Here is a 13185-nt window from a genome sequence, read left to right as displayed (position 1 = left end):
TGGGACTTCAAAAGTGCCGGGGGTTTTGTTTTTAGAGCACTTACCTCCATCCGCAGCGGAGCGACGGATGGAGGAGAGATTGTTGAGGGATTTTTTTGCTCTGCAGTGGATGGTCGAGCATTTCTTTTCCAGAGCAGGCACTGGAAGATGAGAACTTGCTTCATTTCCTCGCAATAATATTTTCTTTAGTGGTTTTAAGTATTGTGAGGAAATTTCCCTCTATACTTGTAGGGAGGGAGCAAGCCTGTAAACCGAAACTTTATAATCTGCTAAGTAACTCCATATCAAAGCTGATAGTGCAGATGTGGGAGGGGGATCCAATAGAGCGTGAGCGGGACACTCGCACTATTATTGTTATATTAGCAAAAGTAATGTTAACAACCCATCCCACCCCGACCTAGCCAAGTATCTATCCCAAGAGGGGATTTGGATTACCCTTACCAAACTCAAAGGGGGGGTACTCCTGCATAAGAGGTTAGAGGTTATATCCTCCATCCGTCGCTCTGCTGCGGATGGAGGGAAAGAGCATTAGAAGGCGAACAGGGCTGTTATTGTACTAATGTAATGGGTGCGTAAAGCTTTATAGAACCAGATCGTTCAGTTGCTAAAAGCTTTTCAAATCAACCCGCGGGCTTTTAGCTCCAGGTATTTGTTGATCGTATTAATCGAGAGATCCTGGGGGCGGGTAAGAATGGTTTGAATTCCATGGCGATTCAACATTTTGACGATCCCCTTCTTTTCATAGTTGAACTTTTCTGCAATGGTTTTAATATAGATCTCCTCTTCACTTTCCGGGGTGCTCTGCAATAGATCATCCAGTTCCGTATTGACAAAAAATATACTAACCAATAGGTGTTTAGAGGCAAGCTGCTGAAGGATTGGCAGCTTCCGTTTCATGCTCTCGATGGTCTGAAAATTCGTGTATAGCAAGATTAGACTCCGTTGCGAGATTTTGCTATGCATAAACGTGAGCAGTCGATTGAAATTCGACTCCATAAAATCGGTATCAACATTATAGAGCGCTTCTTGAATATTGTACAAGTGGGTGCGTTTTTTCTGAGCAGGTATAATCTTACAACCTTGATCCCCAAAAGTGATGAGTCCGGCTTTATCTTGCTTGGTGAGGGCAATATTGGAAATAGCCAGGCTGGAATTTATCGCATAATCAAGCAGTTGCAGTCCCTCAAAAGGCATCTTCATAACCCGTCCTGTATCAATAACGCTGTACATCTGCTGGGAGCGTTCATCCCGGTACTGGTTCACCATAAGATCGCCGGCGCGAGCGGTGGCCTTCCAGTTGATGGATCGCACATCATCGCCTCGCACATATTCGCGTATCTGGTCAAATTCCATGGTATGGCCAATGCGACGTATCTTTTTAATGCCTATGTCTTGCAACCGATCTGAGATGGCATACAGTTCAAATTGGCGCATCTGAATGAACGAGGGATACACCGGCACTTCCTGTTCTTCATCAAAACGATATCGCCGTTCGGTTAGCCCCAAAGGAGAAGAAACATAAATATTGAGGGCACCAAACGAATAGCTGCCTCGCTGGGTTGGAGTTAGCTTATAACTGATTTCAGTCCTTTTCTTAGGCGCAAGGCTGCCTTCAAAATTGTGGTCCCTTTTCTGAAATTGAAATGGCAGTTCATCAATAATATTAAGACCAATTTCGAACGGATAATAGTGCTGCAGGGAGATAGTGATAGGGTTAGGATCACCGTTCGATAACCGTTTAGGGAGTTCTCTTGAGGCTTCTACTGCCTGCCCGGGATAAAACAGCAACAGGACATCTGTCGACATACAGACGGCAAGAGCCAGTAATAGTATTTTAGCCAAGGCCCCGAAGACGGGGAAAAAATATCCCAGTACAAAAAGTACACATACGGAACCCACGAAAATGAAAAACCGGTTTGTGAGGTAGATATTTTTTAAGAAACGTACTATCGCGGGACCTCTATCTGTTTAATAATTCGGGTTATCACTTCATCCGTAGAGGTACCTTCCATCTCTTTTTCGGGTGTCAAGATAAGACGGTGTCGTAATACCGGTTGGGCAATATCCTGAATATCATCGGGGATAACGAAATCGCGTCCATTAATAGCAGCCCACGCTTGAGCAGCGCGCATCATAAATACAGCAGCTCGCGGTGAGGCTCCAATGTGAATAGCCGGATGATTTCGGCTGTGTTGTGTGATGCTGGTAATATAATGCATTAGCGATTTTTCAACGTGGATATCAGAAACCAAGGCTTGATTTTGAATCAACTTGTCAGCTTTAACTACAGCATCCAATTGGGAGGGATCATTTTGATTTTTACGCTGGTGGACTCCTTCTAAAATAGCTGTTTCATCTTTTTGCTCGGGGTAACCCACATTAATTTTAAAAAGAAAACGATCCAGCTGTGCTTCCGGTAATTTATAAGTGCCTTCGTGCTCTATGGGGTTCTGCGTAGCCAGGATAATAAAAGGCTCCTCCATCGTGTAGGTGGTACCATCTACTGAGATTTGGCGTTCTTGCATTACCTCAAAAAGGGCGGCCTGTGTTTTTGCCGGTGATCGGTTGATCTCATCAATAAGAACAACATTGGAGAACACCGGTCCCTCTTTGAAATTAAATTCCGTGGTTTCGGGATTAAATACGGAAGTACCGATAACATCTGCCGGCATGAGATCGGGAGTAAACTGGATGCGTGAAAAATCGGTTGACAAGGTACGCGCAAATAGTCGGGCCGTAAGGGTTTTAGCAACCCCGGGGACGCCTTCAACGAGCACATGACCATTTGCTAGCAGAGCAGTAATTAACAGATCTACCATGCGTTCTTGACCGACAATGATTTTTCCAATTTCGCTGCGGAGATTGTCAGCCAGTGTTTTAATGCCCGAAAGGTCAGTTCGATCTTGTACCGCCGGGGCAAAGGTGTTGGAGTTTGTAGAATTTTTGTCAGGTTGTTTACTCATCGCGAAGATTGTTGATAAAAAGTTTCAATATGTTTGTTTAAGTGCCAAAGGTGGTCAGAAGAGATCTCTTTCTTATGCTGAATACGATCAATAAAGTCGAAAAGGGTTTGTACAGTGTCACTGTCTGCACCCGATCGCCGGCTAAGATGCTTTAAAAACTCATCATTGATATTTTGAGTATCCAGGTTAAGATCTTCTCGGATATGTTCCAGTAAATACCTAATTCTTTTAGAAGCGAGTCCCTTGTGATCGCCATTTTGGTGATACAGACGACCAATAGTTTTGGTAAACTCTACCGTCGTATTTTGGGGTTGCTTTATAACAGGAATAATTCGCTGACGACGTTTTGCGCGGAACAGAAGGAATAGTGTTAAGCCGAAAAGTGCAGTAATCCAGGCCCACTTTAAATAAGGATGCGATACGACGTATCGCAGGGGAGAGGTATTAATCATGCGCCCGTCTTTATTGTACTCATCCCAAATGGTAGGGGCCGGTGGCAAGTGAGAAAGTACACGGGCGGCATACTGTGCACTTGGGTATTCACGCATAAAGTAGTTTGTAAATACATAGGGAACCGAATGCACATAAAGTTCACCTTCTCCTTCTTCAACCTTAATAAAATTGGTTTCTTTGTTTTCATTTCTACCCATAATGGTAGTTGCAGAGGAATCAAAGTCGGTGAAATAAGAGCTTGCAAGCATTTTAGGGAAGTACCACTGCCCCTGATAAGAACTCTTGCTATGAGCGAACTTCACCCCCAGAGAATCCAGTTTTGTATCCAGGGCAGGGGCTGAGAAAAGGTGTGGCCTAGATACTTTTAAATCAAGGCTGTCGGCTAATGGTCCCTCCAGCTTATGTGCAGAAATAAAAATGGTTTTGCCTGAGCGTAGGCGTTCGAGCAAGATTTCAGCTTCATACCGATCGGGAGAAAAACTACTGTTGATATAAATTTCATTTTGGTACGAAGCCGTATCACGACTTTTAAAAATAGGCTTGTTGCGATAGTGGATAGGGTGATCCGGGAAAATATTATCCAATACATTACGGGTTATAAAGCAGCCGTAGGGTTTTTTGGCAAGTCCCGAATAACTGGGAGACCAGTCAATAGGTTTGGGTTGGGCCCATTGAACTAACAGGTAACCCACTACCGTGATTATTAAAATTGATATGTAGAGGTGCTTCTTTTTCACGATGAACGCCGAATAAGAGTTCGCATTTCTTTAAACTGTTTATGAATAGATTGAAAATCGGTATCAGTGATAGAAAAATTACCATATTCAATCAGTTCGTAATAGCGCGTCAATTCACGAAAGTGAGTACGGAGGTTGGGTTCATCTATTTCATAGAGATAGGTGCGATTGGTTTTTTCTTTTTTCCAGTCAATATAGCCGCCCTCTTGCAGCTGTTGCAGTTTTTGTTGGTACAGGTATCGCACCGCCAGGCCATAGTTGTTCTCGGCAATCGCATTGTTGATGAGCTTGTTTAGATCAAGGGTATCAAAATCTTGTTGGTTAAAGGATATGGGCTGTTTTTTAATATTTTTACTGCGGATAATGTTGCTAATATTTCCTTTCATAAACTGGTTAATAAGTAGTATCAAAAGTCCAGCAAAGACCAGTATAAATGCGTATTCAAGGATGGTACTGGCTGTAGGATTGGCCAGTAGTTTTCCTATTTGTGTTAAAATCCACTCCCAAACTTTATCCATAAAAGATTGTTCTTCTTTGGGCAAAGAGCGATAGATGAAATCTTCTTGTTGGGCAAAAGAATCTATGGTTTGTTCGGTCGGTTGCCGAACATCAGGAACAGAGTACTGTTGATCCGTTTGTTGCCCGGAAGCAACAAACGGGATAACAGTTATAAGAATTAAAAAAAGAAAATAGTGATGCTTCACAGAAGGGCAGTACTTAAGCGTTTGCAGAGTTTCCGATTTCATTAATACGCTGGCGCAGTCCTTCTCCTTCTTTGCGTTCTACCAGGTTGTAAAAATGAAAACCAAGGGCCAGGTATATAATACTGTAGAAGATATAGCTTAATGAGGTTACAAAGCCATAAAAAATAGCGATGATTGTTCCTGCTGAATTGGGATCGGTAAATCCTGAGAACCCGCTAATAGCTGTAGCTATTATAAAAGGCAGGCTAAGGGCTTGAGAGAGAAGGCCAATAAGAATTGATAGCACAATAACTAGCCCTAATGTAAACCACCAGTGATTGGTAATTAAATGCCATGACCTGGAAAAAGCATCACTAATAGAGTGTTTATCTTCTAATACATATGCTGCGGTAACCAGAGTAAGTTTAATAGCAATAAAGATGCCGGGAAGGATAAAAAATAATGAACCGAGCATGGTTGCGAAAAAGATACCAATGGAGATAAGTAATATCCCAACAAAGTTTGATTTAATCCCTTGCCAAATATGATCTACTGCGATCCTGGAATTAGCAAAAGTTTCATTAGCTACCAGCTTCATATGAGTGTAAATTAAAGCAGCAAGGGCTGTCATTGTAATCATCGAGAAAAGTGTACTGGCCCCGTACATTGAAAACATATTTGACAAACCACCGCCTGTTTCCAGGGCTTCCGGATTCATCCCCATCTCAAAAGTAGCAGTAAAATATTGGGTCATTAAAATACTTGTGACAGCAATAAGAGGAACAATAAAATAAAGCAGACTTTTACCAAGTACTTCATAGTGTTTACGGATGTATGTAAAAGGCGCGGTAATAAGTGCACCAAAGTCTCGAGGTTGTTTTATCTTGAAAGTGTTAGGCATAATGATGAATTATTGTTGAAGATGACGAGGATAAAAAACGAAATACCACAGTACAAAAAATAGTGAAGCTATTATAATAAATAAGCTTAACAATAGTGGCATTTCGGTATAGCGTGTAACAAAAGATTCTAAGAAACCGGCTAATATGAAAATAGGAGCGAGGCCGATTGTCATTTTAAGGCCTTCTCGGGCACTTCGTTTAAAAGAAGTAGAGCGCTTATAACTGCCCGGAAAAAGGATACCACTACCCATGACCAGCCCCGCTGCCCCGGCAATGATAATTGCTGATAGCTCGAGTGTACCATGAATAAAAACTACAAGCAATGATTCTGAAACCAAACCATATTTGCTAAACATGCCAAGAAAAGCCCCGATAAAAATACCATTGTACATGAGTAATAAACCGGTACCAACGGAAGCGAGAATCCCGGTTATGAACGCCATAAAAGAGACTCTTATATTATTAAAGGTGATTCCCAGAAACATATCCATCGAGTGTTCCTGTTTATAGACCGCCATTGGGTCGTTTTGCTCGATATTATGAATGGTCATATTTACGTACTGGTCGCCCAGTATCATGCGGCTAAAATCGGGATCGTTGAGTTCCGATATAATACCTATGCCCAGGGCTATGACAAACACGGTGAATGCAACCGTAAGCATTTGGCGATGCTTGTAGTAGAGTTGGGGCAGTTCTTGCTTCCAGAAATGGAGGATACGACTTTTATCCTCTTTCTTGTTTTCATAGATCTGTTCATGTACTTTAGCAGTTAGCTCATTAAGATAAGCTGTAGTCTCGCTATTGGGATAGTAGGTTTGCGCCCACGCCAGATCATCCGTTAGCCGGGTATATAAATCAGCGAGTTCATCTGCATCGGCCTTTTCGGGCTGTTCAAGTAGTTGCTCAAACTTTTTCCAGTGAGGAGCATTCGTACGTAAAAACTTAACCTCTCGCATAAAATGTTAGTTGGAAGCGCTCGTGAGTTTGAAACGACTGTGTTGATGTGAAAAGCTTTTGATATTTTAACCTAATAAACAGAATTTCTCAAACTCATCAAAAATTATATAGTTACTTAGCCTTGGTATATGGAACATTTGAATATAGAGACCTCCCATCACGTACAAATAGATTATTCGCCGGCTGGTATTGGGGCACGCCTTGGCGCTTATGCACTGGATATTATAATAATGACAATCTATTTTGTTGTTTTATATGCTTTCGTTTTTGATGCTGTAAAACCACCCACGTGGATGATCATTCTTGTTTTGGTACTTCCACTAATGTCTTATCACCTCATTTTTGAGCTTTTTATGGAAGGGCAATCTCCCGGGAAAAAAGTAGCGGGGATCAAGGTGATAAAAACGGACGGGACTCCTGCAACCTTTGGGAATTACGTGATGCGCTGGGTTTTTCGTCTTATTGAAATTACTTCCACATCGGGTACGGTGGCTTTTATTACCATTTTGATTAATGGCAAAGGGCAGCGGCTGGGTGATCTGGCCGCGGGTACTGCGGTAGTAGAAAGCAAAAAGAAAACCAGCCTGTCGGATACCTTATATACCGATTTTGAAGAGGATTACGAGCCGGTTTACCCTGAGGTCTCGGTGTTAACTGATAAGGATATTTCAATAATTAAGGAGGTATTGAACGAGAGAAAAGCGTATGATCGGCAAACCTATAAAATAATGGCTATGAAAACCCGCAATGCTATCCAGGAAAAGATGGGAATCGAGAAGGCTAGGGAAAAGGGTGTGTTACAGTTTCTGCGCACGGTTGTTAAAGATTATAATGTGATTCATGGCTAGGTGAACTCCCGGCACTTTCAAAGTGCCGGGGATTTTGTTTTGGAAATTATATCACGAGCTGGAAGATCATTAGTCATCGCGCAAGCGTCTCGCTTGTGCGATATTTGGTGCCAGTTTTTAGCACGAGCGAGACGCTCGCGCTATTGTTTTGTTGTAATTCCATTCTTAAATGGTAAAAGCAATTCTCGCTCCACTCACAATCGATCTACAAAGTAATTATACTCTCAAGCTCTAAGGGAGTTGTACTCCCGTAATAGAAGGGCTATGGATGCCGTCGGAGATGATTTTTAAGACCCTATCATCGCGCAAGTGTCCCGATTGTACGATAGTTAGGGCTACTTTATTACAGGAGTAGGACGTTTGCGCTATTCTTTGGTGTAGATTCACACTATAGGATGGAAATGGGCACTTATCCAGCTTCAAAACTGTGATCACACTTATTATTTAGTACGAGGGATTGGGGACCCCGATAAATAGAGAAGAATCGGTTGCAACCACAATCTTGCCATTCTCTATTGCTCCCATTTTTTTGTATTCAGGGGAGTGGTCCGGTCCAACTTTACGGAATTTACCGTCGGTCAGCGAGGCCTTCCAAACCGCTTCGCTCGTCATTGCTACAACAGTTTCATTACCGGGAAACGTTGCCTCTTTTACTCCCAGCCCATCGAAGCCCCCCATTTTTTCCCAGCTATCCCCATCATCTTCAGACCGATACAACTCTCCAAATAGGGTTTGTGCATAAATATGATTGTTTGAATCTGTATATAATGCTACTACAAAATCCTTACTTTTATGAATGTCGTGGCTAACCTTTACCCATTTTAGCCCATCGTCCAGTGAGCGGTACACCCCGTCGTGGGAACCGCAAAACAGGGCTCCTGAGGAGGTTTGTGTCACGCTTGTGATCCGGTCTAGTCCGGCAAAATGATCCGTATAGAGAAAGGTAACCAGTTCAACGTCAGAGGTGCCGCCAAGCTGGCGGTACACTCCATGCCAGGTGCCAATAATACGATTGCCTTGCGGGGTAATCCAGATATTGAACATCGGTTTTTTCTTCGTTAAGAGTAACTCCCATTTTTGTCCGTCAACTGAAGACCACATCTGATTGACAAAAGTGAAGGTAGAGAAATAAAAAAGTGTATCTGAGGTTATAATTTCCCTGACAATGGAAAAATCCAAAGAGGCTGGAAGATCAGCCCTTTGTAAGGGCTGATCTAATGATTGATTTATATATATTCCCGAGTCCGTTGCAACTGCCAGGGTTTCGTCATCCCGTAGTGCAAGTTCACGTATCTCTTGGTCAGCAAATCCATCCATTTTTTGCCAAATATATTCCGGTTCGGTTTCTTTTTGATTACCGAAAATGTGACATCCCGCCAGCACCAGCAGACACCCCAGGAATAGTATTGTTGTAGGTATCCGTATGATCTTATTCATGCTGAAATATGTTAGAAAAGAGTTATTTTTTGATATTCATGTTATAGGTGAAATTTTAGAATGTCAGCCATAAAATATGTAATACCAAGAAAGTTAAATACGAACTGTAGGCGATTTATTTGTAGAGGATAATTGAAGGCATGAGATTTAACTATAATGTATTTATTGTTCTGCAACAAGGTAATAGATTCGTGAGTGATCTTTATTAAATACAGGCACGCCTTTATTATACAGGTCATCGACAATCAGTTTTTCCAGATTTTTGGTTGAAAGATCATAGCTATACAGGCCTCCTTCTTGTCCCGGTTGACTGAAAACAAGTTGGTGGTTATTTCGGAATCCGACTGCTCCGAATTTCTTTTTCTCTTTCTTAACTTCAATTAACTCATTTGTATTCATGTTAAAATAATAGACGCCTGAATATTTTTTGTCATCAGTTATAAAAGTGACTTTATGTTCGTCTGGACTTAAAGAGAGATACTGGGGATTAAAAGGTAAGGTTGCTATTTTGGTTGGGTTTTGATCATCAACATTTAATTTCCATATCTCTTTTTGATGGACAAAAAATATCCTTTGGCTATCACGGGAAATTCTGAAATTTTCTGCATTTGTCGTTTTTTCTGAAAAGGTATATTCACTGATTAGCTGCTTATTGGCACCGCTTGTATCAATTTTGACTAGGGAATGTCTGTTTTCCGACTTTTGAAATAGGTCGAAAACAATGAATGATTGATCGGGTGCAAGCTGGGGACTGGAGGCGATATATTCGTTTGAATAGTTAGTGAGGAAATTAACCTCTTTGAAGTTTTGATAGTTTGCTATTTGAGCCTCTACACTAAACAAAATAAATGGGTGAGAATATTTTAGATCAAGGGCATCACTGGAAGAGGGGTAAAAATTCATTGTTATAAAACCATCACTTCCGTCCGATTGAAAAAAGTTCAGGTAATAAAGTTTATTTTTTTTTGTCAAAATAGTGCCAGGAAAATTGACCTTTAGTTGAGTCGTGATATACAAAATTGATGGGGTATATCCATTTATGAACCTGTACGCTCTCTTTATCTGAGGTAAAATCATAATATTTGATGCTATAATAGGTTGTTTTTTTATCCTCGTCTTTGACTGTAGTTGAATGGTCTTTACATCCTGTTAAAGCCATAGAAAGAATACAGAACCCTATCATCAAGTAGGAAAGGGACCTTAGAAATTTGAACTGATTTTGCAGGGTATATGTATTCATAACTAAAATTGGGGTCTGTTTCTCTTTCGTTTTTAGAAATCTTAAAATCGGGTTCTATTTGGTTTAATTACTCCACGCCTCATAAGCATACAAGTGATAGTCGCTTTGGACGAACACCTTGCCGTTGCCGGCGTTGAGGTTGTAGAAGCCCGAACCGTCGGGCGATTCGATAGGGCCGGCGACCAGTTCTCCGGTTTGGGCATCCATTACATATAATCTGCCATTATGAGCATGATATACATAGCCGTCGAGATAGGCGACGTTTGAAGTCGTGGCATAGGTAAAATCCTGTCGCCAGAGCTCTTTTCCTGTTTGTTGATCTAAAGCAACAATATACTGCCCATCATTAACGAAGACTTTTCCATCTCCAAGGGTAAAACGAAAGGTTAGCAGCCCGTGATGCTCCCACTTTACCTGACCGGTGGCTGCATCCAAGGCCACGAAGACCGAGGGGCCGGAGGTAGTACCCGAATACAATACCTCGTTTTTAAGCACAAGATCAGCATAATAAAAGCCACCTTTGGTAGTCTCATAGGCCCATTTTTGCTCGTAGGTCTCAGCATCTAAACGTACAATTCTGCCATAGGCACTTTCGGTGCTGTCCGGTTTCCAGGCCTGGGTCATATACAGCTGTTTGCCGGTGCTAACTATAGCTCGTGCATAGCTTCGTAAGGGTATCGTATCTTGATAATCTCCGGTATGTTTGTCAAAAACATATAGTACGGAATCTTCTCCGGCCAGATACACATAATTCTCATCCACGGCAGCATGTACATAGTCATCAAGAGTTCCTTTTGCATTGGTTTTTTCCCATACCATTTCACCACTCTGTAAGTTAATGGCAAAGTAGTTGGCATTTCTATTGCCTTTTCCATAAAGATACTGTTCGTCATGAGTAAGCCGGTTAACCGATTCATACATATTGTCAGGTAAAGGACGCTGCCAGCTTAAGGACCCATCTTCTTGGGACAGGCTATTATACTGATGGTCAAGTGCTGTAATAACTTTTCCGTCCGGGACTAATGCAGGACGGACCGAAACAGAAGATAGTCCATCAATCTCTTGGGTATATTCAAAAGACCAGAGGAGGTTTAACTCCTCCTCTGGATTTTCATTTTCCGGTTGGGTTGAGCACGAGGTGCAAGAAACCAATACGCTTAGACAAACAAGAATGAGGCTTGCTGGAAAAATAAACGTTTTCATTTCAATACCTCGTCTTCTAACCATTTCCTGGTATCATCCATCGGCTTGGCCAGATCACCTTTTTTGTTGTTACCCTGGGTATAGGTACGCCGGTAGCGCATGAGTTCGAGGGCATTATAGCCGCCCCAGTTATGCTCTCTATCATTTGGGCTATCGCCCTGGTCCCAAACGCCGTAGTGTGGAGAAAGGGCGCCATCGTTTTTCAGGGGTATCCGCTTGGTATAGGTGTAGGTTTCATATAGCCAGTTTATCTGATACATAAATACATTCAGCTTTAACGCTATTCCATTTGTCGGTTTGTAAAATATCCCGAACATAGAAAGAAAGAGTGTTACCCTCTTTTAAGGTGCGTACTGCTGTTTTTCTTTGCCGGGTCTTACTTAGTTTATATTTAATATCTTGATAAGAACTCATATTTAGGAGCATATGAGAAAAAGGCATTTCTTGAACAGGACGTTGAGTAGTTCCTGAATTAATAAGCTCCCCTTCTGTATATATCACCGAAGATGAATGTTGCGCTTTTGATATTTGTCCCCCGATACTCGACAAAAGGATCAGTACTACTAAGTAATGTCTCATTGATCAAAACTTTCCCGATAGATGATGTTTTCTAGAATCAAGAGAAATTTGGAAGATATTTGTTACACAGATTAGAAAAGTCTAATAGTAAGGTATTAGAAGTGAATCACTATACCCGCCATCCTCAGCGGAGCGACGGATGGAGGGGAATTCGGTCTGTTTTGCCCGCACTATTGTTTGGTCAGGGCACTGAAAGGAAAAAGAAAAGTTGCTTAAACGGTTTTGATAAGCTCAGGCGAAAGGGAAAAACTACAGAAGGAGCAGGTCTAAAATCACAAAAACCCAGATAAGAGGGAGGTACCCAAAAGAGGCAAACATCAATTTTTTGGCTGATGGTTTGTCTCGCTTGATTGTAAAGATGACGCCGTAATACAGGAAGAAGAGGCTACAGATGAGTGATCCTGCCAGGTACAGCCAACTATTCATGTCTACATGATATAATCCGTAGCAAACAGGAAGGAGCACAATGAGACAAGGCAGAATAAGAGCTGATGCTTTATATCCTTTGGGATCATTTTTGGGAAGCATTTTGAAGCCGGCACCGCTGTAATCATCCTTGCAAACCCAGGCGATAGCCATGACATGTGGCACTTGCCAAAGAAAAACGATAGCAAATAAAATCCACATTGCGGTACTCCCTAAGTGACCGGTAGCAGCGGCCCACCCGCCTACAGGGGGCAAGGCACCGGGCACAGCTCCAATAAATACATTAACAACCGATACGCGTTTCATGGGAGTATACACACCGAGATAAATAAGCGTAGTAAGCAGTGAAACAGCACCGGCTACAATATTTACAACAGAGATCAGGTAGATAAGACCGGTCGCAATGAGTGTCATCGAGAATATTACACTCTGCTTGGGAGAGATCTTGCTGGCCGGTACCGGTCGGCTCTGGGTGCGTTTCATCTGTCCGTCGTACCGCCACTCCATAAACTGGTTATGGGCTGCGGTTCCCGAGGCAATAAGCCAGGTACCAAGCGCAGCATGAAGCATCAGGATGTAGTTTATTTCACTTCCTGACCCCAATACAAAGCCAATGATCATACTGGCTAATACAGTAAGGGTAATCCCGGGCTTGGTTAATTCATAATAAGCCGAAATTACTTCTGTATTAAGAAACTTTGAAAGGGTAGAATCTGTAATTAACTTCATGCGCATCTGTGATTTTAGAACGGCTTAA

Annotated in this window: 13 protein-coding genes; 1 reads left to right on the top strand and 12 read right to left on the bottom strand. The window is 42.0% G+C overall.

Translation table 11 applies throughout. The features are described from left to right. Positions 1 to 615 precede the first annotated feature (615 nt). From G3569_RS07915 to G3569_RS07890, 6 genes are read right to left on the bottom strand one after another with little or no spacing between them, the layout of a single operon-like run. Complete coding sequence (locus G3569_RS07915) at positions 616 to 1899, bottom strand: DUF58 domain-containing protein (protein WP_350356553.1); 1284 nt, start codon at positions 1897 to 1899, stop codon at positions 616 to 618. A gap of 47 nt (positions 1900 to 1946) precedes the next feature. Beyond that, a complete protein-coding gene (locus G3569_RS07910) occupies positions 1947 to 2963 on the bottom strand; it encodes an AAA family ATPase (protein ID WP_165267836.1) in 1017 nt (338 codons plus the stop codon). Beyond that, the gene (locus G3569_RS07905; RefSeq protein ID WP_165267834.1) at positions 2960 to 4153 is read right to left on the bottom strand and encodes a DUF4350 domain-containing protein; all 1194 of its coding nucleotides are present in this window, start codon (positions 4151 to 4153) and stop codon (positions 2960 to 2962) included. The genes G3569_RS07910 and G3569_RS07905 overlap by 4 nt, the downstream gene beginning before the upstream one ends. Further along, positions 4150 to 4857, bottom strand: a complete 708-nt coding sequence (locus G3569_RS18915) for a DUF4129 domain-containing protein (protein WP_205720082.1) — start codon at positions 4855 to 4857, stop codon at positions 4150 to 4152. The genes G3569_RS07905 and G3569_RS18915 overlap by 4 nt, the downstream gene beginning before the upstream one ends. Before the next feature lie 13 nt (positions 4858 to 4870). Continuing rightward, on the bottom strand, positions 4871 to 5737 hold the full coding sequence (locus G3569_RS07895; protein WP_165267830.1) for a hypothetical protein: 867 nt from the start codon (positions 5735 to 5737) through the stop codon (positions 4871 to 4873). 9 nt (positions 5738 to 5746) lie between these two features. Then, on the bottom strand, positions 5747 to 6694 hold the full coding sequence (locus G3569_RS07890; protein ID WP_165267828.1) for a stage II sporulation protein M: 948 nt from the start codon (positions 6692 to 6694) through the stop codon (positions 5747 to 5749). A 129-nt stretch (positions 6695 to 6823) separates the two neighbouring features. Here G3569_RS07890 and G3569_RS07885 point away from each other — a divergent pair, with 129 nt between their 5' ends. After that, positions 6824 to 7543: an RDD family protein gene (locus tag G3569_RS07885; RefSeq protein ID WP_165267826.1), complete on the top strand. Its 720-nt coding sequence runs from the start codon at positions 6824 to 6826 to the stop codon at positions 7541 to 7543. A 444-nt stretch (positions 7544 to 7987) separates the two neighbouring features. Here G3569_RS07885 and G3569_RS07880 read toward each other — a convergent pair whose 3' ends face one another. From G3569_RS07880 to cyoE, 6 genes are all read right to left on the bottom strand, one after another. Then, a complete protein-coding gene (locus G3569_RS07880) occupies positions 7988 to 8980 on the bottom strand; it encodes a hypothetical protein (RefSeq protein WP_165267824.1) in 993 nt (330 codons plus the stop codon). A 162-nt stretch (positions 8981 to 9142) separates the two neighbouring features. Beyond that, complete coding sequence (locus G3569_RS07875) at positions 9143 to 9883, bottom strand: TolB family protein (protein ID WP_165267822.1); 741 nt, start codon at positions 9881 to 9883, stop codon at positions 9143 to 9145. 400 nt (positions 9884 to 10283) lie between these two features. Further along, positions 10284 to 11423, bottom strand: a complete 1140-nt coding sequence (locus G3569_RS07870; RefSeq protein WP_165267820.1) for an outer membrane protein assembly factor BamB family protein — start codon at positions 11421 to 11423, stop codon at positions 10284 to 10286. Beyond that, complete coding sequence (locus tag G3569_RS07865; protein WP_165267818.1) at positions 11420 to 11683, bottom strand: hypothetical protein; 264 nt, start codon at positions 11681 to 11683, stop codon at positions 11420 to 11422. Before G3569_RS07865 ends, G3569_RS07870 begins: the two co-directional genes overlap by 4 nt. Then, positions 11658 to 12002 (bottom strand): hypothetical protein, encoded by a 345-nt coding sequence (locus G3569_RS07860; protein ID WP_165267816.1) that lies wholly within the window; start codon positions 12000 to 12002, stop codon positions 11658 to 11660. The genes G3569_RS07865 and G3569_RS07860 overlap by 26 nt, the downstream gene beginning before the upstream one ends. Positions 12003 to 12251: 249 nt before the next feature. Beyond that, a complete protein-coding gene (gene cyoE, locus G3569_RS07855; RefSeq protein ID WP_240894649.1) occupies positions 12252 to 13157 on the bottom strand; it encodes a heme o synthase in 906 nt (301 codons plus the stop codon). Positions 13158 to 13185 lie beyond the last annotated feature (28 nt).

The sequence above is a fragment of the Fodinibius halophilus genome (assembly GCF_011059105.1).
Classification (GTDB): Bacteria; Bacteroidota; Rhodothermia; order Balneolales; family Balneolaceae; genus Fodinibius; species Fodinibius halophilus.
The sequence above is the reverse complement of the archived record's forward strand: the minus strand, read 5'-3'. Positions and strand labels throughout refer to the sequence as shown.